Annotated in this window: 24 protein-coding genes and 1 tRNA gene; 11 read left to right on the top strand and 14 right to left on the bottom strand. The window is 69.8% G+C overall.

From position 1 onward, the window contains the following. Window positions 1-478: 478 nt before the first annotated feature. The gene (locus ACWGPE_RS13360; RefSeq protein ID WP_275507091.1) at window positions 479-1,420 is read left to right on the top strand and encodes a CorA family divalent cation transporter; all 942 of its coding nucleotides are present in this window, start codon (window positions 479-481) and stop codon (window positions 1,418-1,420) included. A 122-nt stretch (window positions 1,421-1,542) separates the two neighbouring features. Beyond that, a complete protein-coding gene (locus ACWGPE_RS13355) occupies window positions 1,543-1,938 on the top strand; it encodes a VOC family protein (RefSeq protein ID WP_231429349.1) in 396 nt (131 codons plus the stop codon). Between the two features lie 31 nt (window positions 1,939-1,969). Here the strand turns inward: ACWGPE_RS13355 and ACWGPE_RS13350 are convergent. Further along, window positions 1,970-2,040: transfer RNA gene (locus tag ACWGPE_RS13350), tRNA-Gly, on the bottom strand. Between the two features lie 119 nt (window positions 2,041-2,159). Between ACWGPE_RS13350 and ACWGPE_RS13345 the strand changes: the two genes are divergently transcribed. The 8 genes from ACWGPE_RS13345 to ACWGPE_RS13310 all read left to right on the top strand — a co-directional run bounded on the left by ACWGPE_RS13345 (window position 2,160) and on the right by ACWGPE_RS13310 (window position 10,426). After that, the gene (locus tag ACWGPE_RS13345) at window positions 2,160-3,014 is read left to right on the top strand and encodes a hypothetical protein (RefSeq protein ID WP_452048882.1); all 855 of its coding nucleotides are present in this window, start codon (window positions 2,160-2,162) and stop codon (window positions 3,012-3,014) included. A gap of 31 nt (window positions 3,015-3,045) precedes the next feature. Then, window positions 3,046-3,651: a dCTP deaminase gene (gene dcd, locus ACWGPE_RS13340; protein ID WP_231429351.1), complete on the top strand. Its 606-nt coding sequence runs from the start codon at window positions 3,046-3,048 to the stop codon at window positions 3,649-3,651. Between the two features lie 105 nt (window positions 3,652-3,756). Continuing rightward, the gene (locus ACWGPE_RS13335; RefSeq protein ID WP_231429352.1) at window positions 3,757-4,410 is read left to right on the top strand and encodes an RNA polymerase sigma factor; all 654 of its coding nucleotides are present in this window, start codon (window positions 3,757-3,759) and stop codon (window positions 4,408-4,410) included. Window position 4,411: 1 nt separating this feature from the next. Then, on the top strand, window positions 4,412-5,221 hold the full coding sequence (locus ACWGPE_RS13330; protein ID WP_452048881.1) for a hypothetical protein: 810 nt from the start codon (window positions 4,412-4,414) through the stop codon (window positions 5,219-5,221). A gap of 270 nt (window positions 5,222-5,491) precedes the next feature. Continuing rightward, the gene (locus ACWGPE_RS13325) at window positions 5,492-6,934 is read left to right on the top strand and encodes a DUF222 domain-containing protein (protein ID WP_452048880.1); all 1,443 of its coding nucleotides are present in this window, start codon (window positions 5,492-5,494) and stop codon (window positions 6,932-6,934) included. A gap of 9 nt (window positions 6,935-6,943) precedes the next feature. After that, window positions 6,944-8,782: an HsdM family class I SAM-dependent methyltransferase gene (locus ACWGPE_RS13320; RefSeq protein ID WP_452048879.1), complete on the top strand. Its 1,839-nt coding sequence runs from the start codon at window positions 6,944-6,946 to the stop codon at window positions 8,780-8,782. 10 nt (window positions 8,783-8,792) lie between these two features. After that, on the top strand, window positions 8,793-9,320 hold the full coding sequence (locus tag ACWGPE_RS13315) for a restriction endonuclease subunit S (RefSeq protein ID WP_452048883.1): 528 nt from the start codon (window positions 8,793-8,795) through the stop codon (window positions 9,318-9,320). A gap of 326 nt (window positions 9,321-9,646) precedes the next feature. Beyond that, entirely contained in the window at window positions 9,647-10,426 is a 780-nt protein-coding gene (locus tag ACWGPE_RS13310) for a rolling circle replication-associated protein (RefSeq protein WP_452048878.1), read from the top strand. A 176-nt stretch (window positions 10,427-10,602) separates the two neighbouring features. Here ACWGPE_RS13310 and ACWGPE_RS13305 read toward each other — a convergent pair whose 3' ends face one another. From ACWGPE_RS13305 to ACWGPE_RS13295, 3 genes are all read right to left on the bottom strand, one after another. Next, the gene (locus tag ACWGPE_RS13305; RefSeq protein WP_452048877.1) at window positions 10,603-11,997 is read right to left on the bottom strand and encodes a recombinase family protein; all 1,395 of its coding nucleotides are present in this window, start codon (window positions 11,995-11,997) and stop codon (window positions 10,603-10,605) included. Window positions 11,998-12,012: 15 nt separating this feature from the next. Continuing rightward, a complete protein-coding gene (locus tag ACWGPE_RS13300) occupies window positions 12,013-12,216 on the bottom strand; it encodes a hypothetical protein (protein WP_452048876.1) in 204 nt (67 codons plus the stop codon). Window positions 12,217-12,371: 155 nt separating this feature from the next. Continuing rightward, a complete protein-coding gene (locus ACWGPE_RS13295; RefSeq protein ID WP_231429354.1) occupies window positions 12,372-13,280 on the bottom strand; it encodes an alpha/beta hydrolase in 909 nt (302 codons plus the stop codon). Window positions 13,281-13,395: 115 nt separating this feature from the next. Here ACWGPE_RS13295 and ACWGPE_RS13290 point away from each other — a divergent pair, with 115 nt between their 5' ends. Further along, a complete protein-coding gene (locus ACWGPE_RS13290) occupies window positions 13,396-14,076 on the top strand; it encodes a TetR/AcrR family transcriptional regulator (RefSeq protein WP_231429355.1) in 681 nt (226 codons plus the stop codon). An 11-nt stretch (window positions 14,077-14,087) separates the two neighbouring features. On the opposite strand, the gene fdxA is transcribed toward ACWGPE_RS13290, so the two are convergent. From fdxA to ACWGPE_RS13240, 10 genes are all read right to left on the bottom strand, one after another. Beyond that, window positions 14,088-14,438 (bottom strand): ferredoxin, encoded by a 351-nt coding sequence (gene fdxA / locus ACWGPE_RS13285; protein ID WP_231429356.1) that lies wholly within the window; start codon window positions 14,436-14,438, stop codon window positions 14,088-14,090. Continuing rightward, on the bottom strand, window positions 14,435-15,868 hold the full coding sequence (locus ACWGPE_RS13280; RefSeq protein ID WP_275507084.1) for an FAD-dependent oxidoreductase: 1,434 nt from the start codon (window positions 15,866-15,868) through the stop codon (window positions 14,435-14,437). The genes fdxA and ACWGPE_RS13280 overlap by 4 nt, the downstream gene beginning before the upstream one ends. Next, window positions 15,865-16,635 (bottom strand): uroporphyrinogen-III C-methyltransferase, encoded by a 771-nt coding sequence (cobA, locus tag ACWGPE_RS13275; protein ID WP_231429358.1) that lies wholly within the window; start codon window positions 16,633-16,635, stop codon window positions 15,865-15,867. Before cobA ends, ACWGPE_RS13280 begins: the two co-directional genes overlap by 4 nt. Continuing rightward, on the bottom strand, window positions 16,632-17,543 hold the full coding sequence (locus tag ACWGPE_RS13270; protein ID WP_452048875.1) for an ABC transporter permease: 912 nt from the start codon (window positions 17,541-17,543) through the stop codon (window positions 16,632-16,634). The genes cobA and ACWGPE_RS13270 overlap by 4 nt, the downstream gene beginning before the upstream one ends. 151 nt (window positions 17,544-17,694) lie before the next feature. After that, window positions 17,695-18,441: an ABC transporter ATP-binding protein gene (locus ACWGPE_RS13265; RefSeq protein ID WP_376930050.1), complete on the bottom strand. Its 747-nt coding sequence runs from the start codon at window positions 18,439-18,441 to the stop codon at window positions 17,695-17,697. 4 nt (window positions 18,442-18,445) lie between these two features. Continuing rightward, window positions 18,446-19,528, bottom strand: coding sequence for an ABC transporter substrate-binding protein (locus ACWGPE_RS13260; protein WP_452048874.1), 1,083 nt, complete (start codon window positions 19,526-19,528; stop codon window positions 18,446-18,448). An 84-nt stretch (window positions 19,529-19,612) separates the two neighbouring features. Next, window positions 19,613-20,947 carry a sulfate adenylyltransferase subunit 1 gene (locus ACWGPE_RS13255; RefSeq protein ID WP_231429362.1) on the bottom strand — a complete coding sequence of 445 codons (1,335 nt, stop codon included), beginning with the start codon at window positions 20,945-20,947 and terminating at the stop codon, window positions 19,613-19,615. Further along, entirely contained in the window at window positions 20,947-21,882 is a 936-nt protein-coding gene (gene cysD, locus ACWGPE_RS13250) for a sulfate adenylyltransferase subunit CysD (protein WP_231429363.1), read from the bottom strand. Before cysD ends, ACWGPE_RS13255 begins: the two co-directional genes overlap by 1 nt. Then, on the bottom strand, window positions 21,879-22,622 hold the full coding sequence (locus ACWGPE_RS13245; protein WP_275507079.1) for a phosphoadenylyl-sulfate reductase: 744 nt from the start codon (window positions 22,620-22,622) through the stop codon (window positions 21,879-21,881). Before ACWGPE_RS13245 ends, cysD begins: the two co-directional genes overlap by 4 nt. After that, the gene (locus ACWGPE_RS13240; RefSeq protein WP_420831089.1) at window positions 22,619-24,361 is read right to left on the bottom strand and encodes a nitrite/sulfite reductase; all 1,743 of its coding nucleotides are present in this window, start codon (window positions 24,359-24,361) and stop codon (window positions 22,619-22,621) included. The genes ACWGPE_RS13245 and ACWGPE_RS13240 overlap by 4 nt, the downstream gene beginning before the upstream one ends. Window positions 24,362-24,547: the final 186 nt, after the last annotated feature.

Here is a 24,547-nt window from a genome sequence, read left to right as displayed (position 1 = left end):
CGCACCGACCACCCCGAGCTGCAGTGGCTCACCGAGTCCCAGTTCGTCGGGTACGCCCGGGCCGAGCCGGGCTTCGTCATCATCCGCGTGTTCCGTCTCGTGTGAGCTGGGGGGCCCACCTCGTGGGTGCCTCGGCCGAGCCATCCCACCGCGGCGCTTCGTGCAGAAGATCGAGACGGCCGCGACCGAACCCGCCGACCCGCGCGGGCGCGCCCGCTGACGGTCGCGACCGTCAGCGGAAGGTGTCCGCGAGGGCCTCGAGCGCTTCGACCAGGTCGGCGCTCGCGCTCCCCTTGCGTGCCGCGCTGTCGAGCTGAGCGACGACCGACCGGTTCGCCGCCGACAGGGCGGTGGGAAATCGCTAGCCCGCTCGGGCGCCGACGGCAACCCCGTGTGCGGAACACCGTCGCGCGCCTACGGTGAGGGTGGCGCATCGGGCGCGGAGACGGCGCACCGGGACGCAGAGACGAGGTCGATGATGCCTGAGATGCTCACGGGCGCGGGCGTCTGGGTGCGGGTCGTCAACCCGGATCCGGGCGAACTCGAGCGGCTGAGGGAGCGGTTCGGCATCCACCCGCTGATCATCGCCGATCTGGTCGAGGGGCGTCAGGCTCCGAAGCTCGAGCGGCTCTCGGGCCACCTCTACCTCAACCTCTGGGACGTGGACCGGAGCGGTGCCGACCCGGCCACGCACACCGACATCGCGCTGATCTTCAACGACCACGAGTGCCTGGTCGTGCAGAACGGACCCGAGGACGAGCTCCGCGATATCGAGGCGCTGCTGCTCGCCGACGCCCTCGTGCCGGTGACCTCGCCGATCTCGGGCGTCTACCGCATCCTCGACGCCGTCGTGCAGGACTTCGTCGAGCTCGGTGCCGGGGTCGAACGCGAGCTCGAAGAGGTCGAGGAGGAGGTGTTCGACAGCAGCATCCGCGAGGACTATCGGCGCATCTACCGCCTCCGGCAGCGCATCGGCCGGATCGACCGGGCCGTGTCGGGGCTCGCCGAAGCGATCACGGCCGATCGCGGCGAGTTCGAGGCGATGATGGCGTCCGAGCCCGCACTGCGCGCCTTCTTCACGCACCTCGAGCACGACGTGACGGGAGTGGCGAAGCTCGCCACGGCCGAACACGCCGCCCTCGACGCGGTCGTCTCGAGTCACGAGAGCAATGTCTCCACCCGGCAGAACCAGGACATGCGCACGATCTCGGCCTTCGCCGCCCTCCTCGCGATCCCGACGGTGATCGCGGGCGTCTACGGGATGAACTTCAAGAACCTGCCGCTGGTGCAGTGGGAGTTCGGCTGGCTCGTGGTGGGCATCGCGATGGTCGCCATCGACATCGTCGTCTACGTGCTGTTCCGGCGCCGCGGCTGGCTGGGCGATCGCCGAGGCGAGCGTGCGAGGCCGGCGGCGCGGTGAGGTCGACGTGCACGTGTCGTGCATTCCGGCGCCGGCATGGCTGGTGAGCGGGCCCACCCCGCGGGTAACGTCGGCGGGGTGACCTCGCGCCGAACGCCGGGGGCGACCGACGAAGGAGAGCAATGGCCTCGCAGATCGACGCGATCAACATCACCGCCCGCGACCATGAGTCGCTCGGCGCCTTCTGGCAGGCGCTGCTCGACCTGAAGGAGGACCCGAACGATCCGAACAACCCCGGCGACCCCGTGACGGTCTACCTCACTGAGCCGGTGACCATCCGGGTCTACATCCAACCCGTCGACGACGGCAAGGAGTTCGCGCCCCGGATGCACCTCGACCTCTCACCGGTCGGCACCACGCGGGATGCCGAGGTCGAGCGACTCATGGAGCTGGGCGCGACCGTCGTCGCCGACCGGCGCCGTGAGAACGGCTCCGGCTACGTCACGATGAGCGACGTCGACGGCAACGAGTTCTGCGTGCAGCGCAGCGCCGAAGAAGTCGCCGCGAGCGGGCGCTGAGGTTACGCGGCCGGTGATCAGGCCGATCCAGAGCCGATGACGGGAATCGAACCCGCGCTGTCTGCTTGGGAAGCAGAAGTTCTACCATTGAACTACATCGGCGCACGCCGCTCGGCGACGTGGAACTCATCCTAACAACGCCGACGTGAATCGCCGCATCCATTCGGTGAGGTCGGGCACGAATGCCACGCCAGGCATGCACGCTGCAGCAGGATGGCGATATGCGCGCATCGAAGCACGTCATCATCGGGGGGATCGCGGCGGCGCTCGTCGTCGCGCTCGCCGGCTGTACGGCCGGCGTGGGCGCGACGGACGGCGCCGGGGCCGCCGAGCCTGAACTGCTGGAGCAGGCGGCGGCGCTTGCGCAGGACGTCGGCTTCGTCTCGCAGTCGATCGGACTCGAGCGGCCCGAGGACGCCATCGCCGCGTACGCGCGCCGAGCGACGCAGGAGTTGCCGGCCACGGGCGTCCCCGATCGCGGGAATACGTCGGACTGGGGCCCGGTGCCCGATACGGCGACGCCGTTCCGGCTCGTCGCGATCGAGCCCGAATCGGATGCCGCGTGGGAAGAGCCGGTCGGCGCACTCGTGCTCGCGAGCCGCATCACGGAGGTCTCGGCGAACGACGACCCCGAACACGACTTCTGCGTGCGCCTCCGGTTCGACCGCTGGGGCGTCATCGACGGCGGGGTCGAGAAGACGTCGTGCCCCGACCCGCTCGTCGAGGTCGAACCGCCCGCCGACGAACGGCCCGTGGTGCCCGAGGCGGCCGAGGCCGTCGCGATCGAGGTGCTGACCGGCGCGGGCGATGCGAGTGCCGACGAGCTCGAGGCATCCATCACCGCTCGGCTGGAGGGCGAGACCGACGGTCGCGCGCTCGCGCCGGTGGAGGTGCTGCGGGACGGCGACCGCCTGGGGCTCGCCATGCGCGACGCCGACGACTGCCTGCTCGTGCGCTCGGCCGATGGCGTGGTCGAGCGCCTGCACGTGTCCGACGTCCTGCTGCAGGACGGCGAGCTCGGCTGCGGCGCTGACACGGCCCTGCTCGCCGACGATCAGTTCCCGACCACGCACTGAGGCGGAGCCGGGGCCTCGGTAGGCTGGGCGCGTGCTGCTCTCCGACCGCGACATCCGTTCAGAGTTCGAACTCGGCCGCATCGCGCTCGAGCCGAGCGATCCGTCGATGCTGCAGCCGTCGTCGGTCGACGTGCGGCTCGACCGGTACTTCCGGCTCTTCGACAACCACAAGTACCCGTACATCGACCCGGCGGAAGACCAGCCAGAGCTCACCCACCTGATCGAGGTGAAGCCCGACGAGCCGTTCATCCTGCACCCCGGCGAGTTCGTGCTTGGATCGACCTACGAGCAGGTCACCCTGCCCGACGACGTCGCGGCGCGGCTCGAGGGCAAGAGCTCGCTCGGCCGGCTCGGCCTGCTCACCCACTCCACCGCGGGCTTCATCGACCCTGGGTTCACGGGGCACGTCACGCTCGAGCTGTCGAACGTCGCGACCCTGCCGATCAAGCTCTGGCCGGGCATGAAGATCGGGCAGCTCTGCTTCTTCCGCCTGTCGTCGCCGGCCGAGCGACCCTACGGTTCGGCCGAGTACGCGAGCCGCTACCTCGGCCAGCGCGGGCCGACCGCGTCGCGGTCGTTCCAGAACTTCCACCGCACCGACGTGGGCGTCACCGACGCCGGCGCGAAGGGCGAGTGACGGCACCGAACCCGACCGTGCGTCGCAGGGTGAGGATGCCTCGTGCCTTCGTCGCGCGTCACGCCGAGTGCGGCACGCACTCGGCTGCCCTACACTCTTGCGACCATGGGCGATTTCGACGGGGTGCTCGCGCACTCGGCCTCCCGGGGCTGGGCGATGCCGCGGGCCGCGAGCGGCGGCGCTGAGGCGGCCGACGGGTTCGAGACGGTGCTGCTCGCGGCGAAGGCCGGGGCGCCGTGGGCGTCGGCCGAGCTCTGGAACGCGCACGCCGGTGCCGTCGCGGGCTTCCTGCGGGCGCGGGGCTCGGCCGAGCCCGACGATCTCACGAGCGAGGTGTTCCTGGCCGTGTTCGACGGGCTCGACCGATTCGAGGGCGGCGCGGCGGAGTTCCGGGCCTTCGTGTTCACGATCGCGTACCGGCGCCTCGTCGACGAGCTGCGCCGCCGCGCGCGGCAGGCGCCGAGCGAGGAGTGGGCCGATGAGCTCGACCCCCGGCGGGCGGCCAGCGCCGAGGACGAGGCGCTGGGTCGCATCGGGGATGTCGCGGCGCTGGCCACGCTCGACGGGCTTCCGCCCGACCAGCGCGACGTGATGGTGCTGCGCATCATCGGCGACCTCACGGTCGAGCAGGTCGCCGCCGTGCTGGGCAAGCGCGCGGGTGCGGTGAAGGCGCTGCAGCGCCGGGCGCTCACGGCGCTTCGAAAGAAATTCCCCGCAGGGCGTACCCCTGCGGCGACCTCCGGCGATAGCAGGGAGTGAGATGAGCAACCACCGCATTCACGACGACGAGGCCGCAGCCGTGCTGCGCGGCGATGTGCCGCCGCGGCGTGCCGACCTCGCGGGCGTCGCCGACGCCGTGGCCGGCTTCCGGCTCGCGGCCGGGCAGGCGGCGCCGCAGCCGTCGGCCGAGTTGCTGGCGCGACTCGACGCCGACCGCGTCGCGGCGGGCTCGATCTCGTTCGACCCGAACGCAACGACTGCGGCGACGAGCCAGACCCCCAGTGGCTCGTCGCCGAAGATACGGAGAAGAAGAGTGGCATTCACGGGAATCGCCGGGCTCGGCCTGGCAGCGAAGATCGCGATCGGTGCGGCGGCGGCGACCGCCGCAGGGCTCACGGGCGTGGGCGCCGCCGGCGCTGCCGGCGTGCTGCCGGCACCGGCGCAAGAGGTCTTCGACGGCGTCACCGGCCAGCAGGAGCCCGGCGGCGAGCACATCAGCGACACGGGCCGCGAGCACCGCGAGTTCGGCCAGCAGACCGCCGAGGATGCTCGCGAGAAGGGCGCCGACCGGCGCGACGCCGCCCACGAGAACGCCGAGGAGAAGCGCCGGGCTGGCCTCGACAAGGCCGCCGAGCACCGCCAGAACGGTGACGCACCGGTCGTGCCCGGCGACGAGGCATCCGAGACCGGTCAGCAGGCCGCCGAAGACGGCGCCGCGAACGGCGAGGACCACAGCCAGACCGGGCAGGAGACCGCGGACGACGCGGCCTCGGCCGGTGAAGAACGCAGCGGTGACGGCCAGTCGACCGCTGACGACGCGCGTGACGGGGCCCCCACCCCCGAGCGATGAACCTCTGACGTTCTCGCACCCGTCACGACGCGACCGCGAAACGGGCTCCCGACCGGCTGGGAGCCCGTTTCGTGTCTTTGTTTGGGTGCGTGGGCGAGTGAGTGAGTGCGGGTCGGGCGGGTGCGTGCCTGCGGGCGCGCGTGCATGAGTACGGGTCGGTCGGGGGCGAGCAGGCGTGTGCGTGCCGGTCGGTGGGGTCATCGCCCGATTCATTGTCCACAGTTTCGAATATCTCTTCGAATCCGAGCCGCTTCCGGGTAGACTCGGGGTATGGCCGCAGCTGATGCAATACCCGCACTGATCGGGGTTTCAGCTGCGCTCGACGGGGTCGATGCGGTGTGGTCGGGCGCCTTGGCCGCTGGTGCCACCGGGTCGGTCGACCCGGTCGGCGATGCGCGGTCGATGAGCGACGACGGCCTGGTGCGGGTGACCGAAGCCCTGGGTGAACTCGCTCGGCGTGTGCAGGCATTGCAGGCGCCGGTCGCGGCCGAGCTCGCGGCCCGCTCCCGCACCGGTGCCGACGATGATGTAGCCCGCCGGCATGGGTTCTCCTCGGCCGAACGGTTGATCGCGTCCGCGACGGGTGGCCGGTTCCAAGAGGCGGTCAAGCTCGTCGCGGTCGGTGCGGCGACCGCACCCCGGGCCGCGTTCACGGGTGAGGTGCTGCCGCCGAGGCATCCGCACCTCGCACGGGCAGTGTCGTCGGGTGCCGTGTGCGTCGACGCGGCAGATGTGATCCGCCGGTTCCTCGACGGCATCGCGCCGCGCGCCGACCGGGTCGAGCTGTCCGAGGCCGAGGCGTTCCTCGTCGATCGGGCTCCGGTCGTGGGGGTCGACGGGCTGCACCGGCTGGTGAAGCTCATGCAGGCGCGCCTCGACCCCGATGGGGTGAAGCCGCGTGAAGACGAACTGCGGGCGGCGCGCGAGTTCCGCATCTGGGAAGACGAGCACGGCATGATCCGGTTCAAGGGTGCTGCCGACCCCGTCAACGGCGCTCCGATCAAGCTCGCGATCGAGACCCTCGTCGGCGCCGAGCTCCACCGGGCGCGCGACGCGAAGCGCCCGGCTCGGGGTGAGCAGGTCGAGGCTGGAGCGCAGCGACCGTCTCGAAACCCCGCCGGTTGTGACGACGTGGTCGCCGAGCAGCGCACGATCGCCCAGATGAACCTCGACGCGCTCGCCGACATCGCCCGTCACTCGCTCAGCGCGAACGACGGGCCCGTGGCGTTGCGGCAGGCGATGGTCGTGGCCCGCGTCGACGCCGCCGCGCTCGAGTTAGGGCGCGGGCACGGCACGATCGACGGCATCGACCAGCCCGTGTCGATCCCCTCGATCGAGGAGCTCGCGATGTGGGCCGGCATCTCGCCCCTCTACTACGGCGACGGCTGCGAGACGACCCGCCTCGGCCGGTCGCGCCGCCTGTTCTCCCAGGCGCAGAAACTCGTCCTCATCGAACGCGACGGCGGGTGCGCTTGGCCGGGCTGCACTCGACCGCCCTCGCACACCCAAGCGCACCACATCCGGTGGTGGAAGCGCCACCGGGGCCGCACCGATCTCGACAACGGCGTTAATCGTAAACACACCCCCCTCCCAGGCGGGTCCTCGTCCGGCGCGCGTCGACGTTCCCGGGCATCGTCGGCGCCACTGGCTACTGTGGTTCAGCCGCTTATGTTGCGGGCCACGGTTGACAGTTGCACCCCGGAAGGTGGCTGAGGAGAGTTCATGCTGGAGAAGTCCACTGACATGTGGGTGTTCAACGAGCTAGTCAGCAAGGGGTTCATCAACGCGTCGTTCGAGCCAGTGGACCCGTCGGTTCGAGCGTGGGCAGAAAAGTCCGACGTCGAGTCGATCAACGAGCTCTTGTCCACCGCTTCCAAACGCGGGACTGGCAATGCTGGGCGCCCGGAGTTTGTCATCTTTGACGAACCGGCCAATCTCGTTGTGGTCATCGAGAACAAAGCTTCCACCGCCAAGCACATCTTCGAGGACGATCTTGAAGATCGCGTGGACGAGTACGCGGTGAACGGAGCGCTCTGGTACGCGCGCTTTCTGAAAGACCGTTTCAATGTCATCGCGGTCGCCTGCTCAGGCACAGATCCACTCACTCGACGCATCGATACTTACGGTTGGAAGCTCGGTGTTGACACATTCACGAACCTCAACGTTCATTCCGTACTGACACCAGCGCAGTATCGCGATCTGCTCGCGGAGCCTGGGAAGCTGGGTGACGTCAAGAGCCAGGCTCGGCTACTCGAATCTGCAAACGTCATCAACGGGTTCATGCACCACGAGATGAACATTATCGAGCACAACCGCCTGTACGTGGTCGGGGCTATCCTCTTCGCACTTGAGGATCCAATTTTCAAGACGGCCTATTCGCAGTACAACTCGAACCGAGACATTGCTGAGATTCTCTGGCACACCTTGGAGCGCAGAATCAAGGGATCAGTGGTGTCTGACAAGCAGACCCTCATCGATGAGATGCGACCTCGGATCCTGTCATTGGCGAGCGCTGAGAAGGAGGGAATCAGGCACAAGTACGCAAAGGGCACGGTTCACAAGCTCATCGCTGATGTCGACCGGATCCTCTACGAGCACTACGAAGACAGCGAGCTGGATCTCGTTTCGTTGTTCTTCAACGTCTTCTTGTCATACTCCACAAAGGGTGGGTCGGACCTTGGCATCGTCCTCACCCCCTCCCACGTCACGCGACTCTTCAATGACATCGCTGGGGTCGACTTGTCGTCGAAGGTGTTGGACCCATGCGCCGGGACAGGGGGCTTCCTGACGTCCGCCTGGCGGCGGATCGCGTTGTCTGATGACTACACTCCAACGGAAAAGGACGGCTTCCGGAAGAACAACCTCTTTGGCGTAGAGATCGAGGCATCGGTCTACTCGATCGTCGCCCTGAATATGTTCTTGAATAAGGATGGTCAGTCGCATCTGAAGAACGCCGACTGCTTCTCTGTCAAGAAGGAACTTGCGTCCTACGAGTGCAACGTAGGTTTCATCAACCCTCCGTATTCAAACGCGACGTACTCCGAGATTTCGTTCGTTGAGCTGATGCTGGACAGCCTGCTTCCAGGAAGCATCGGAGTCGCTATCGTGCCAGTCAACGCTGTTTCAGCGCGGACGAAGAAGCACGCGGATAACGAGGTCTACAAGCAGCGCATACTGGCGAAGAATCGCTTGCTGGCGTCAATCGAGATGCCGAAGAATCTCTTCTTCCCCAAGGGAACCGAGACAATCGTTCTCGTCTTCGAGACTGGAACGAAACACTCCGGACCGACGTGGATGGCGAAGTTCGACGATGCGTTCGCCCTCATCAAGCACCAGAAGACTAGAACACCAACAGATCGCAGCGACGCTGCCTACGCGTTATTTCTCGCCGCTTTCAAGGAGCGAGCTGAGACTGAGTTCTCTTTCCACGTAGACCTCGACTACCAGGACCAGTGGGTCTACACCCTCTTCAACGACGAGGACTACGAAGTTACAGACGCGGATCTTCAGCAATCGGTCAATGAGTACATTGCGTACCTTTTCTCGAATCAGTATCTGTGAGGTGGTTGGCATGCAAAAGGTTCCGTTGATCGACTTCTTCGACATCTCGGCATCCCTTCAGGATGACAAGATCAATTTTCAGGAAGCCGAACTCAACGACGTGGATGCGCTGCCATTCGTCTCGCGGACGGCTCGGAACAACGGCGTGACTGGTTATTGCCAGCCACGCGAGGGAAAGATCAATGAGGGTGGCGTGATCACGTTGGCCCTTGACGGCAGCACTGGCTCCACCTTCTACCAGCATCATGCATTCCTCAGCGGACAGAACATTTGGCTGCTGAAGCCAAAGCCTGAGCTGATCGGAGAGATGACTCCGACGGTGGCACTGTACCTCGTTGCCACCATCCGCAAGGCAGTCGCGGCCTACACGTACAACCTCAGCCTGACGAAGACGAGGCTGCAAAAGGTGCTGATCGCGCTGCCTGTCACGCCGGAGGGCCTGCTTGACCGCGAGTTCGTGGAGCGCGAGATGTCGCGAGTGAGGCATCTTGGTCTTCTCGAGGAACTTCCGGACGAGCGGTACCAAATTCTGACCTGATAGCGGCGCGCTTGACTTGAATCTGCAACATAACTCGGGAGTCCGGCAGCGGTGTCGATGGCAAGCCTTCACCCCCGTCAGGGGGTGAAGGCGCGGCAGTTTGTGCCCTGCTCGTGGTTCTGGTGAATGTCGGTGGTCTCGGGTTGACTGGTCGCAATCTCGGTTAAGGGCGCGTCCCAGGTCCCGTCGGGAGGACAAAGTTGAGATGAGCGAGGGGCCCTTGCCTGGGAGGGCTGCGCGACACTAACCGGCCAGTGCCCGTCGTGCGAAAGTGACCATTACCTGTTCTGGGCCGTCTTCTTGTCGGCGCCATCGAACGGGTACCCGTGTCACTCTCTCCCTCCTCTTCGTCCCTGTCGTTCCTCGCACGTCCGGATTCAGGCTGGTCGTTCACGCTCTGCCCCGCCGCGGGCGAGGGTGGCGGCGCGTTCCAGCGATCCGTGCGACGGGTTCCCCAGTACGTCGCGCGCGGTTCCGCGAGTGATCCTGAGCGGGCGGCCGCAGAAGCCGGTCGGCGGGCGCGCTCACGGCTGCGTCGGTATTGCGCGGCGAACCGGTTGAATCGGCTCGGCACGCTGACGTATCGCGGGACGGGAAATCATGACCCACAGTTGCTACGGGCGCACCTGGGCGAGTTCTTCCGGAACATGCGCGACGGGCTCGGCGGTGACCCGTTCCCGTACGCGTGGGTGCCGGAGTGGCACAAGACCGATCACGGGTTGCACGCGCATTTCGCGGTCGGGAAGTTCATCAAGCGGCGCCTGATCGATGAAGCGTGGGGGCATGGGTTCATCGGCATCAAGCTGATCGGTGGCCTTCCGGTCGGCTCTGGCGCGCTCTCAGAAGCGCGGATTGCTGCGACCTACCTGTCGAAGTACGTCGCGAAGACATTCGCCGATCCGGCAGCGCGCGACCTTGGCTTGCACCGATACGACGTCGCGCAGGGCTTCCAGCCTGACCGGATCCGACTGACCGGCGCGTCGGCTCATGCCGTGATCGACGCCGCATCGGAGTTGATGGGCGGGGATCCGTTCACGCGGTGGTCGTCGTCAGAGAATCCGGCCTGGCAGGGCGCCCCGGCGATCTGGGCGCAGTGGGGGCGCTGATGTTCGGGGGCGATTTCGATGCGGTGCGGGCGTGGCTGGTGGAGTCATGCGAGGCACAGGGCATTCCGGTGCATGTGACCGATGCGGCGGTCGTCTCCCGGCTTGGGGTGCTGCTCGGGGCGACCGGGGGACGCGGCGCGCAGCCCCGGAGGGGCGGCGCCGCGACCCCGGAGCCCTCAGCAGGCCCAAGTGGGAACGATGCGGGACGGGTCCAGGGTCCGGGCGCCTGACTTCCCGGGCATGATCGTCGCATGATCCATCACGGCACGCACGATCGCGTGCTGCCGATCGAGGTTGAGGCTGTCCCAGGATTCCAGCAGCGCGGCACCGTGGCCGACGAGCCCGTCAAGGGCGTTCGCTCCGGTGATCTGATCGAGTTGCCGTTGCGCTGCGATGACGCGGGCCTCAGCAGGCTTCCGTGCGGCGAGCAGTTCCGCGCGGGAGATCTCGCCTGCGCCGAACATCTCGGCAAGCTCGCCCAAGCGGGTCCGCGCAGCATCGAGCTCTGCGACCAGGGCCGAATGGCGTTCGTTGGCGGCGGCTCGTCCGGAGAGGGCGTCAGCCATGGCGGGAGTGTCGAGTCTGAGCAGCACGGCGGCGGCGATCCATTCCTCGACGGGTGGGGCGACGACGGTGAGTTGTCCGCATCCGCCGTGGTCGGGTCCGGACATGCAGACGTAGCGGCGGCGCTCCCGGCGGGCGGAACTGTAGAGCCGGTTCCCGCACTTCCCGCAGCGCAGCAATCCGCTGAGCAAGTACCGCCGGGGCGCCCGCCGCCCGCTCCGCTGCTTCGATCGCATCGTCGCAAGGATCTGGTCGTGCTGCTCGCGGGTGATGATCCCCGGCCATGCGGCAGGGCCGGCCGGCTCGCCGTGATGATCGCGGATGCCGGCGATCCGACCGCCCGCCAGGATCTGCCGGAGAGTCGGCGTGCGCCACTCCTGCGCCCCTGCCATCGTCGGGATCTCCTGATCGTTCATCCACGTCACCAGCGACCGCAGCGATTCACCCACGAGGAACCGTGCGGTGAGTTGTCGGATGATCTCTGCCTCGGACTCGCGCACGGTCATCTTGTCGGCCTCGTACCCGAACGGTCGTTGCGCGCCACCGTTCGGTCTGCCTTGCTCGACGTTCTGCTGGATCTTCCGCCTGATGCGCGCTGACTTGCGAGCGGACTCGTTCGCCGCGACGGCGGCGGTTATCCGTGCCACCAGCATCCCGTTGTCGTTGCCGAAGTCGATATCCGAAGTCACCGTTGCCAACTGCTCGACGCCCGCCCGGTCGCAGAGTTCGACGAACTGCTCCCACTCCATCGGGCGGCGCGTGAGTCGGTCCTGGTGGTAAGCAATCACCGCGTCGATGCGGCCAGCCTCGATATCGGCCAGCATCCGCGCGTACTCTGGCCGTGTCTTGCCCCGGTACGCGGACATGTCGTTGTCGACGTACTCGGCGGCGACGCTCCATCCTCGTTCGGCGGCGAGTCGTCGGCAGTCCTCGAGCTGTCGTGCCACGCCCAGCCCCTCGCCTGTCTGGTCGCTCGAGATGCGCGCGTAGATGGCTGCTGCCTTCACCGTCCTCATAAGAGGTCACATTAGCGATTGGCGGGCAACGGCATCATGCTCTGCGCACATCACCATCACCGCATCCACGACGACGGCTGGGTCATCCTCATCGAGCACGGATTCACCTGGTTCGTGCCGCCGGCGCACCTCGACCCCGACCGCCGACCACGCCCCGGCAACCGACGACTCCCATCGATCGCACCACCACCCCTCGACATCGCTGCCCACCTCGCAAGCGTCGCCGCTTGACCGCGACGATTCCGATGATCCTCGGAATCGTCGAGGAACGCGCCGCCCGGTGGAGCATGCGGCGTGTCGGCGTGTCGGCCCGCTGCCCGCCAGCTCGCCGGCCCGCCCGGGCGACGGGTCATCACGTACCTCGCTCAGTGACGCACAGCGGGGGTGCCGGCCGGGCTCGAGTGCGTGACCGTGTCGACGGCGGCGAGCCCGCCGGTCGCGAAGGCCGCGACCGCGTCGAGCACGGGGTCGGCGCCGAGTACGCGGACGTGCCCGAACCCCTCGGTCAGGAGCAGGCGCGAGCGATCGCCGTGCGCGGCGTGCAGGCGCACCGACTCGCTCGACGCGACCTCGCGATCGCCGCGATCGTGGGCGACGAGCAACGGCACGCCGTCGGGCAGCGGTGAGCCGACCGCGTCGAAGCGCCGATAGGGGTCGTCGACCTCGGGCAGCACGCGCCGGCTGAATCCGCGCGCGAGCGCGTCGGACGTGGCGGGACGCAACCCGAGCCGCCCCGAGAACGCGTCGACGAGGAAGCGCGCGTCGGCCATGCCGGCGATCGCCGCGACGCCGCCGGTGGCCGTGCCCTCGCGCACCGCCGTGATCGCGGCGAGTGCGCCGAACGAGTGACCGACGATCAGGTGGAATCGCCCGTAGCGCTGCTGCAACGCCTCGATCGCGGCGAGGTAGTCGCGGATGTCGGTGTGACGCCCGGCAGAGTCGCCGTTCGCGGGTGCGTCGAACGCCACGAGTCGAAGGCCCTCGGCGCGCAGCTCGCGCACGATCGGGGCGAACTGCGATGCCCGTCCGCGCCAGCCGTGCACGAGCAGCACGGTGTCGGCGCCGTGCCCCCACGAGTACGCGACGACATCGCGGCCGCGAACACGAAGGCGACCGCGTTCGGCACGCTCGTGCACGGCGCGGTCGTGTTCGCGAACGGACAGCGCCGGCCGCACCCGGCGGAAGAGCGGTAGCGCGACCTGCGCCGCGAGCCCGGGCGAGATGCGATCGGCGGCGCGGATGGCGGCGGCATGGGCGGTGAGTGCTGCAGGCATGGTGGCCTCCGAGTGGCTTCCGGCGAGGCATCCGCCGCGTTCGAAGCAGACGCCAACAATGAATACGAACGATCGTACGCCCACTATACGCACGATCGTGCGTAAAATCGAGAGCATGAGCGGAACGGATGTCGCGGTCGACGGCCGCCGGGCGCGGGGGGATGCCTCGCGCCGGGTGGTGCTCGGCCACGCCGTCGACCTCGCCTCGATCGAAGGGCTCGACCAGCTGTCGATCGGTCGCATCGCGATCGCCGCGAGCGTGAGTAAGTCGAGCATCGCGACGCTCTTCGGCAGCAAGGAGAAGCTGCAGCTCGCCGCCGTCGAGGCGGCCCGCGAGCGCTACTTCGCGACCGTCATCGCCCCCGCCCGTGAGAAGCCGCGCGGGCTGACGCGGGTCGTCGCACTGCTCGATCGCGTCGTCGCGTACTCGCACGACCGCGTGTTCCCGGGCGGGTGCTTCTTCTCAGCCGCGGCGGCCGACTTCCACGCGAAGCCCGGCGTCGTGCGCGACGCGATCACCGCGCAGCTCGACGACTGGCTCGGCTACCTCGCGGTGCAGGTGCGGTACGCGGCCGAGGCCGGCGAGCTCGACGGCATCGTCGGGGCCGACGATGCCGACCAGTTCGCCTTCGAGGTGCAGGGCGTCTTCGAGTGGATGAACCAGCTCGCCGTGATCCGCGACTCCGACGAGCCGTACGTTCGTGCCAGGCGCGCGTTCCGCGCCCGGCTCGTCGCGATCGGTGCCGACCCGGCCGTCGCCGATCTCGTGCTCCAACCGGGCGCCGCGATGCGCTGACGGTGGCGGTACTACTCGCCCTGCGGGGCGAGCGCCGCGACGATGGGGTGATCGAAGTCGAGCGTGCCGGTCTTGGCGGCGCCGCCCGGCGATCCGAGCGGCGCACCGCCCGACGCGCCACCGGGCGTGATCTCGAAGAACTCGACGTTGGCCTTGTAGTAGTCGGACCACTCGTCGGGCAGGTCGTCTTCGTAGTAGATCGCCTCGACCGGGCAGACGGGCTCGCACGCGCCGCAGTCGACGCACTCGTCGGGGTGGATGTAGAGGGATCGTTCGCCCTCGTAGATGCAGTCGACGGGGCACTCGTCGATGCACGCCTTGTCCTTGACGTCGACGCAGGGCAGCGCGATGACGTAGGTCACGACAGCGCCAGCACGTCGTCGCGCGAGATCGCCACCTGCTCCTCACGGGGCACGACCTTCACGCGTTCGCGAACGACGCCGGCGTACCGCTCGGGCGCCTCGAACGACTCGCCGAGCCCGCGCTCGTGCGCGTCGAGGGCGAGCCAGCCCTGCCAGCTCGTGTGCTCGACCCCGCGGGCGTCGAGCAGGTCGAGGATCTCGGTGCCGTCGGCCGCGTCGATGGCGGGCGCGGCGAGCACGCCGGCCTGCGCGTCCGCGACGAGGTTGGTGATCGTCTCGAGCGCGTCGCCCTTCGTGTGGCCGATGAGTCCGACCGGGCCGCGCTTGATCCATCCGGTCGCGTAGACGCCCGGGATCGACTCGCCCGAGGCATCCACGACCCGCCCGCCCTCGTTGGGGATGACCGCAGCCCGCTCGTCGAACGGCACGTCGCGGATCGGCGAGCTCGCGTAGCCGACGGCCCGGTACACGGCCTGCACCGGGTATTCGACGAACTCGCCCGTGCCCTCGACCGAACCGTCGCCGACCGGTCGGGTGCGCTCGAACCGGATCGCCTCGACCTTGCCGTCGCCCGTGATCTCGGCGGGCGAGTGCAGGAAGTGCAGGTGCAGGCGGCGCGACGCGGTGCCGGCGCCGGTCGAGCCGGGGCCCGTGCGCCAGCCGTTCAGGGTGCGGGTCATGACCTTGACCTGGTTGTTCGAGGCGTGCAGCGCCTCGGCATGCGCGTCGCCCTCGGCGCGCTCGAAGTCGTCGTCGTACACGACGATGTCGACGTCGGGCACCTCGCCGAGCTCGCGCAGCTCGATCGGGGTGAACTTCACGTGGCCCGGTCCGCGCCGGCCGAACACGTGCACGTCGGTGACGGGGGATGCCTCGAGCCCGGCGAGCACGTTGGCGGGGATGTCGGTCGAGAGGATGTCCTTCGGGTGCTTCGCGAGCACGCGGGCGACGTCGAGCGCGACGTTGCCGTTGCCGATGACCGCGATCTCGCGCGCCTCGAGCGGCCACGAGCGCGGCACATCGGGGTGTCCGTCGTACCAGGCGACGAAGTCGGCGGCGCCGTACGAGCCGGGCAGGTCGATGCCGGGGATGTCGAGCGGGGCGTCGCGCAGGGCGCCGGTCGCGAAGATCACGGCGTCGTAGCGCTCCTGGAGCTCGCCGACCTCGACGTCGCGGCCCACCTCGACGTTGCCGATGAGGCGGATGTCGCCCGCATCGAGCATCTCGTGCAGCGAGTTCACGATGCCCTTGATGCGCGGGTGGTCGGGCGCGACCCCGTAGCGGATGAGGCCGTAGGGTGCCGGCAGCGACTCGAACAGGTCGATCGCGACCTCGCCGCCCTGCTCGGCGACCTGGCGGCGGAGGATGTTGCCGGCGTAGATGCCGGCGGGGCCGGCGCCCACGATCGCGACGCGGAGGGAGAGGGTCATTGCTGCGAGGCCTTTCGGGTTGTGCTGGGGGAGAGCGCTTCGGGTGCGTAGGGGCTGAGCGTCACGACGTCGCCGACCACGACCACCGCGGGCGACCGCACGCCTCGGCGCGCCGCCTGCAGGGCGATCGAGTCGAGCGTTCCGACGGTGACGCGCTGCCTCGGGCCGTACCCATCTTCCACGATGGCGACCGGGCAGTCGCCGCCGCGCTCGCCGCGGGCGAGCGTGATCGCCGAGTTCGCGAGGGTGCCGATGCCCATGAGGAGCACGACGGTGTGGTCGCGGCCGCCGCCGAGCGCCCGGATCTGGTCATGTCCGGTGACGACCGTGAACGTCGTCGCGAGGCCGCGGTGCGTGAGCGGGATGCCCGCGATCGCCGGCACCGAGATCGCGCTCGTGATGCCCGGCACGACCGCGACGTCGATGCCCGCGTCGCGGCAGAACGCGAGCTCCTCGCCGCCGCGGCCGAAGATGAACGGGTCGCCGCCCTTGAGCCGCACGACCTGCTTGCCCTCGCGGGCGAGGGTGACGAGCAGGGCGTTGATGGCGTCCTGCGGCACGGCGTGATGCCCGGGCAGCTTGCCGACGTCGACGACCTCTGCCCGAAGTTCGACGCCCTCGGCGGCGAGGCCGTCGAGCACGCCGCGGGCGCCGAGCCGGTCGGCCACGATCACGTCGGCCCGCTCGAGCGCGCGCAGGCCGCGGATGGTGAGCAGTCCCGCGTCGCCCGGTCCGGCGCCGACGAGGGTGACGTGTCCGGCGCTCATCGCGTGCCCTCCTGCAGCAGGCCCCGGCGGCGCAGCAGCGCACGCTCGATCGGGGCGAAGATCGCCAGTTCGACGAGGATGCCGACGAAGAGGATCACGAGGATCGCGACGAACACCGCCGAGAGGTCGGCCAGTTGCCGGCCCTGGTCGAGCAGGGCGCCCAGGCCGAACCCGATCGAGCCGCCGGTCGCGATGATCTCGGCGGCCATGAGCGAGCGCCACGAGAACGCCCAGCCCTGCTTGAGCCCGCCGACGTAGCCCGGCAGCGCGGCCGGCAGCACGACGAGGGTGGCGAGCTGCGACCGGTTCGCGCCGAGCACCCGGCCGACGCGACGCAGCTGCGGCGGCACCTGGTTCACGCCCGAGATGAGGCCGTTGACGATCGAGGGAACGGCACCCATGAGGATGACGAAGTAGACGGTCGCGTCGGACAGGCCGAACCAGATGATCGCGGCGGGCACCCACGCGACCGACGGCAGCACCTGCAGCCCCGACACGAAGGGGCCGAACGCGCGACGCAGCCAGCCGACCTCGGCGAGCGCCAGGCCGATGGGCGTGCCGATCGCGACCGCGATGAGGAAGCCGATGACGCCGCGCTCGAGGCTCGTCGTCACGGCGAGCTGCAGCCGGCCGCTCTCCCATGCGGCGCCGATCGCCGTGAACACCTCGACCGGGCCCGGGTAGAGGTCGGGGCGCGGGCGCGCGACGACCGTGTAGACCTGCCAGACGACGAGCAGCACGACGATGAGGATGACGGGCGGCAGCACGCCCGACCAGAACCGGCGCCAGCGCGACTCGCGGCGGGTCTCGTCGGTCTGCAGGCGGTCGAGGCCGGCGGCGAGCTCGCGCAGTTCGGCTTCGTCGGGCGACGAGGACGCCTCGCGCTCGACGAGCTCGGGGAACGGCATCGAGCCCGGCGGGAGGTCTGACCCCGCGCCCGCCGGTCGAGTAGCGCCCGACGAAGGAGGACGCGTATCGAGACCCGGTGAGTCGCTCGCGGGACGAGAGGTCTCGATACGCGTCGCCTCCGGCGGCGCTACTCGACCGGCGGTCTGGATGTCATGCGGCATTGCGGGCGATCTCCTTCCGCAGGCGCTCGGTGATCTCGATCGAGACCGCCGAGACCTCGGGGCTCTCGATGCGGCGCGGGCCCGAGGCATCCAGCCGCCATTCCCCGGCAACGCGGCCCGGGCGACTCGAGAGCAGCACGACGCGTTCGCCGAGGCGGGCCGCCTCGCGCACGTTGTGGGTGACGAACACGATCGTGCGGCCGGTCTCGCGCCAGACCCGCTCGAGCTCCTCGTGCAGGAGGTCGCGGGTGATGGCGTCGAGCGCGGCGAACGGCTCGTCCATGAGCAGCACCTTGCGGTCCTGCGCGAGCGCCCGGGCGAGGGCGACGCGCTGGCGCATGCCGCCCGAGAGCTCGTGGGGCCGCTTCTCGGCGGCGTCGGCGAGGTTGACGACGTCGAGCAGCTCGAGCGCCTTCGCGCGGCGTTCGGCCCGCGGCACCCCGCGCAGCTTCAGCGCGAGCTCGACGTTGCGACGGGCGCTCAGCCACGGCATGAGCGCCGACTCCTGGAACATGACGGCCGCGCCGTCGGCGGGCACCTCGATGGTGCCCGTCGACGGGCGGTCGAGTCCGGCGATGAGGTTGAGCAGGGTCGACTTGCCGCAGCCCGATGCGCCGAGCAGGCAGACGAACTCGCCCTCCGCGACGTGCAGCGTCACGTCGTCGAGCACGAGCGGGGCGCGCTCGCCGAAGCGCTTGCCGAGCCCGTCGATGCGGATGACCGTCTGCCTGCTCATGCGCTCACTCCGTGCCGAGTCCGGCGGCCGAGACCGGCTCCTCGCCGCGCGCTTCGAGCACGCGGTTCAGGATCGCGAGGTCGAACAGCCCGTCGATCGAGCCGTCCTTCGCCGTACCGGCGGCGACGCCGTTCGCGAGCACCTCCTCGAAGGTGTCGGCGACGGGGTCGACCGTGAACCGGACGTGCTCGAGCGAGCGCGCGAGCACCTCGTCGCCCAGCGGCTTGCCGGTGTCGGCCTCGAGCTGGGCGTTGATGTCCTCGGCGGCCTGCTCGGGCTCGTCCTCGATGAACTGCACGGCGTCGGCGTGGCCCTCGACGAGCGCCTCGACCGTCGCCGGGTGGTCGGCGAGGAACTGCTTCGAGACGAGCAGCACCGTGGTCGGGAAGTCGCCGTCGTCCCACAGGTCGGCCTCGTCGACGAGCACGTGCGCGCCGCCGTCGATGATGAGGCGCGAGACCCACGGCTCGGGCAGCCACGCGCCGTCGAGGTCGCCCTGCTGGAAGAGCGTGAGCGTCTGCGAGTTCTCGGTCGGCGTGACGTGCACGTCGCCGCCGCCCTGCGTGTCGGTCGTGTAGCCCTCGTCGGCGAGCCAGGTGCGCAGCGCGACGTCCTGCGTGTTGCCGAGCTGGGGGCTCGCGAGCGTCGTGCCCTCGAGGTCGGTCGGGTCGTCGATGCCGTCGGCGACGACGAGTGCGGCGCCGCCTGAGGCGACCCCCGACACGACGACGGCCGACTCGCCGCCGCTCTTGACGAAGGTGTTGATCGCCGGGTTCGGGCCGATGTAGGCGGCGTCGATCGCGCCGGCCGAGAGCGCCTCGACGGCGGCCGGGCCGGCGTTGAAGACCTCGGTCGAGAGCTTCGTGTCGCCGAGCGCATCCTGCAGTAGGCCCTCCTGGAGCCCGACCAGCGCGGGCGCGTGGGTCACGTTCGCGAAGTAGCCGAGACGCAGCTCCTCCGCGGGCGTGCCGCCGAGGGCCTCGTCGGACTCGGCCGGCGGGGCTCCCGCGGCCGATGAGGCGCAGCCGGTCATCATGACCGCGGCCAATCCAAGAACGGTGAGAGCAAGAGTGGTGCGGGTCTTCACGGTGTCGCCTCCTTTGTATGGTTCGTGCAGATGGTGGTGCGGTGGCCCGGGGTCGGGGCCGGGTGCGCCCCGTGGGGCGCCCCGTCAGGCGGCCGAAGCTCGCGCCGGGCTGTGCGTGCCGGCGGCGAGCGTCGCTCCGTCCTGCGGGTGGATGACGAGGAATGCGCCGCTGCGACGGTGCACGGCGTAGTCCTCGAAGGGCAGCTCCGCCGCGAGGCGGAGGGTGACCCGGCCGATGTCGTTGGCGTCGAGCTGGTCGGCGGGTTCGGTCGCGAGGGTGTCGAGGTTGCGGCGGCCCTCGACCGCGGCGACGAGCGCCTGCACGGTCGCGGTGCCGAACTTGACGAGCACGCGGGCGCCCGGTGCGAGCGGGCGGGCGTCGAGCTGGAACAGCTCGGCGTCGATCTCGCGGCGGCCGGCGGGCAGGGTTCCGGATGCCGCGATCACGGCGCCGCGCGCGGCGTCGAGCTCGTCGGCGAGGCGCAGCGACACCGACTGCGGCGCACGTGCCTCGTCGAGCGGGCCGTCGGCGGTGTCGATCGCGACGACCGTCGTGGTCGCACCGCCCGGGAACACGGCGACCTCGTCGCCGACCCGCACGGTGCCGCTCGACACCTGCCCGGCGAACGCACGGTAGTCGCGGAACCGGTCTTCGGCCCCGGGCTGCGCCGCGACGGCGGGCGCGAGGGCGCCCTGCGGGCGCAGCACGAGCTGCACGTCGAGCCGGAACGCCTCGAGCGAGCTCTCGATCTCGTCGACGGTCGGCAGCGTCTCGAGCAGTTCGAGCAGGGCCGGCCCGTCGTACCAGGGCGTGTTCGGCGAGCGGTCGACGACGTTGTCGCCCTCGAGCGCCGAGACGGGGATGACGTGCACCCCGGGCAGGCCGAGCTCGCGGGTGACCTCGAGCACCTCGGCGGCCACGGCCGCGTAGGCTGCGGCGTCGTAGCCCTGCAGGTCGATCTTGTTGACCGCGACGATCACGTTCGGCACGCGCAGCAGCTGCACGACCGAGAGGTGACGGCGGGTCTGCTCGAGCACGCCCTTTCGCGCGTCGATGAGCAGCACGACGACGTCGGCCGTCGTCGCCCCGGTGACCATGTTGCGGGTGTACTGCACGTGCCCGGGGCAGTCGGCGAGGATGAACGAACGGCGACCCGTCGAGAAGTAGCGATAGGCCACGTCGATCGTGATGCCCTGCTCGCGCTCGGCGCGCAGGCCGTCGGTGAGCAGCGCGAAGTCGAAGCCGCCGGCGTCGCCGCCGAAGCCGCGCTCGCGGCTCGTGCGGGCGACCTGCTCGAACTGGTCGGCGAGGATCGCCTTCGAGTCGTGCAGCAGGCGGCCGACGAGCGTCGACTTGCCGTCGTCGACCGAGCCGGCCGTCGCGAAGCGCAGCAGGGTGCTGCTGGTGTGCTCGCCCATCAGAAGTACCCGTCCTTCTTGCGGTCTTCCATCGCCGCCTCCGAGATGCGGTCGTCGGCGCGGGTCGCCCCCCGCTCGGTGAGCGTCGACTCGGCGACCTCGCGAACGACGGCCGCGACATCCACGGCGTCGGACTCGACCGCACCCGTGCAGCTCATGTCGCCGACCGTGCGGTACCGCACGGTGCGGAGCTCGACGTGCTCGTCGGGGCGGGGCTGCGAGAACTCGCCGACGCCGCGCCACATGCCGTCGCGGCGGAACACCTCGCGCTCGTGCGCGAAGTACAGCGGCGGCAGCTCGATGCCCTCGCGCTCGATGTACGCCCAGACGTCGAGCTCGGTCCAGTTCGAGATCGGGAAGGCGCGCACGTGCTGGCCGGGGGTGTGCCGGCCGTTGTAGAGGTTCCAGAGCTCAGGGCGCTGGTTGCGCGGGTCCCACTGGCCGAACTCGTCGCGCAGCGAGATGATGCGCTCCTTGGCCCGCGCCTTGTCCTCGTCGCGGCGGGCGCCGCCGAAGACCGCGTCGTGCCTGCCCGCGGCGATCGCGTCGAGCAGCGGCTGCGTCTGCAGGGGGTTGCGGGTGCCGTCGGCGCGCTCGTGCAGGCGGCCGTCGTCGATGTAGCGCTGCACCTCGGCGACCTCGAGTCGCAGGCCGAGTCGCTCGACCGTGCGGTCGCGGAACGCGATCACCTCGGGGAAGTTGTGCCCCGTGTCGACGTGCAGCACGGGGAACGGCACGCGGCCCGGCCAGAACGCCTTCGTCGCGAGGTGGAGCACGACGACCGAGTCCTTGCCGCCCGAGAACAGCAGCACGGGCCGCTCGAACTCGGCGACGACCTCGCGGATGATGTGGATCGCCTCGGCCTCGAGCAGGTCGAGGGCGTCGAGGCCCCTCGCCGGGGCGGTGGCAGTGCCGGTCAAGAACGTGTCGGTCATAGGTGCAACCCGCATTCCGTCTTGTCGAGGCCGGCCCAGCGGCCCGACCGGGGGTCTTCGCCCGCGGCGACGGGCTTCGTGCACGGCTCGCAGCCGATCGAGGGGTAGCCCTCGGTCAGCAGCGGGTTCACGGTCACCCCGAACGCGGCGGCGTGGTCGATGAGGTCGTCGAAGCTCCAGGCGGCGAGCGGGTTGACCTTCACGAGGCCGTTGCGCTCGTCCCATGCGACGAGCGGCGTGTCGGTGCGGGTCGGCGCCTCGTCGCGGCGCACGCCCGTGAACCAGAGTTCGTAGCCCGCGAGGGCGTCCTGCAGCGGGGCGACCTTGCGCATCGCGCAGCAGGCGCCCGGGTCGCGGGCGAAGAGGTCCTTGCCGTGCTTCGCGTCCTGCTCGGCGACGGTGAGCTCGGGAAGCACGTCGACGATGCGCACGTCGAGCGACGCGGCGACGCGGTCGCGGGTCTCGATCGTCTTCTGGAAGTGGTAGCCGGTCTCGAGGAACAGCACGTCGACGCCCGGCAGCGACTGCGCGACCACGTGCGGCAGCACGGCGTCGGCCATCGAGCAGGCGACGGCCGCGGCATCCACGTCGAAGTTGCGCGCCACCCAGGCGATCACTTCGTAGGCGGATGCCTCGCCGTCGGCGAGGCTCCGGAGCTCGGCGTTCCCCGCCTCGGCGAGGGCGCGGAGCGCGGCGGCGTCGCGCTTCGTGGTGGCGCGCGGGGCGAGCGAGACGCTCATCGCAGTTCTTCCTCCTCGGCGCGGTGGGCCCACTCGGCGAAGGTCTCGTCGGCTGCAGTATCGCGCTGCTCGAGGAACCGGCGCACGACCTTCTCGACGTAGTCGGCGAGGCCGTCGGCGGTCACCTTGAGGCCGCGCACGGTGCGGCCGGTGCCGGCCTCCTCGCGCGTCGTCGACGCGAGCCCGCCGCCGAGGTGCACCTGGAAGCCGGGGGTCTGGCCGCCGTCGCCGTCGGGCAGCAGCTGCCCCTTGAGGCCGATGTCGGCGGTCTGGATGCGGGCGCACGAGTTCGGGCAGCCGTTGACGTGCAGGCTGATCGGGTGCGGCAGCTCGATGCCCGCGAGGCGCTCCTCGAGGGCGATCACGGCGTCGGTCGCGGTCTGCTTCGTCTCGACGATCGCGAGCTTGCAGAACTCGATGCCCGTGCAGGCGATCGTGCCGCGGCGGATGAGGCTCGGTCGCGCCTGCAGGCCGAGCTCGTCGAGGCCGGCGACGACCCGCTCGACGTGCTCCTCGTCGATGTCGAGCAGCACGACCTTCTGGTGCGGGGTCGTGCGCAGCCGGCCCGAACCGACCGAGTCGAGCAGGTCGGCGAGGCGGGTGAGCGTCGTGCCCGAGATGCGGCCGACGAAGGGCGTCGCGCCGATGTAGAAGCGGCCGTCCTTCTGCTTGTGCACCCCGACGTGGTCGCCCTGGGCGAGCGGCTTCGGTGCGGCGGGGCCGTCGGGCAGCGGGTTCTCGAGGTACTCGGTCTCGAGCACCTGCCGGAACTTCTCGGCGCCCCAGTCGGCGACGAGGTACTTGAGTCGGGCGCGGTTGCGCAGGCGCCGGTAGCCGTAGTCGCGGAAGATCGAGGTGACCCCGAGCCACACCTCGGCGACCCGCTCGGGCGCGACGAAGGCGTTCAGGCGCACCGCGAGGTGGGCGTTCGTCGACAGGCCGCCGCCGACCCAGAGGTCGTAGCCGATGCCGAGCTCGGGGTGCTCGACCGCGACGAACGCCACGTCGTTGATCTCGTGCACGACGTCCTGGCTGGGGTGGCCCGTGATCGCCGACTTGAACTTGCGCGGCAGGTTCGCGAGCTCGGGGTCGCCGATGTAGCGCTCCTGGATCTCGAAGATCTGCGGCGTCGGGTCGATGAGCTCGTCGGCCGCGATGCCGGCGACCGGCGAGCCGAGGATGACGCGGGGCACGTCGCCGCACGCCTCGGTCGTCGACAGGCCGACGCCTTCGAGCCGGCGCCAGATCTCGGGCACGTCCTCGACTCGGATCCAGTGCAGCTGGATGTTCTGCCGGTCGGTCAGGTCGGCCGTGTCGCGTGCGAACTCGGTCGAGATGCCGCCGATAACGCGCAGCTGCTCGGTCGAGAGCTGGCCGCCGTCGATGCGCACGCGCAGCATGAAGAACTCGTCCTCGAGCTCGTGCGGCTCGAGGGTCGCGGTCTTGCCGCCGTCGATGCCGGGCTTGCGCTGCGTGTACAGGCCCCACCAGCGGAAGCGGCCGTGCAGGTCGGTGCCGTCGATCGACGAGAAGCCGCCCTTGGCGTAGATCGTCTCGATGCGCTCGCGCACGGCGAGGCCGCCGTCCTCCTGCTTCCACTGCTCGTTGGCGTTGAGGGGCTCGGTGCCGTCGACCTTCCACTGGCCGTTGGGGCGGTTGGCGCCGGGGCGGGCGGGGCGGCCTTCGGGGCGCGCGGCGCGCTCCGGCCGTGCCGGTCGCACCGTCTCGCTCAGCGTCACGAGAGCCTCCTGATGGGTCGAAGCGACGATGGATGTCTCGCCGCTGAGCCGACGTTAGGCGAGGCATCCTCGGGCGGCACCTTCGTGACGGCGGCGCCCGTCACGTTGCGTCACGGCCCGTCGCACGGCGCCGCATTGCGTCACAGTCTTGACATGGCGGGCGGGCGCGGTGCTCCCGCCCGGCAC

It is taken from the genome of Agromyces sp. NPDC055658, assembly GCF_053618155.1.
Note: the sequence above shows the minus strand (reverse complement) of the source record. Positions and strands in the feature narration are given on the sequence as shown.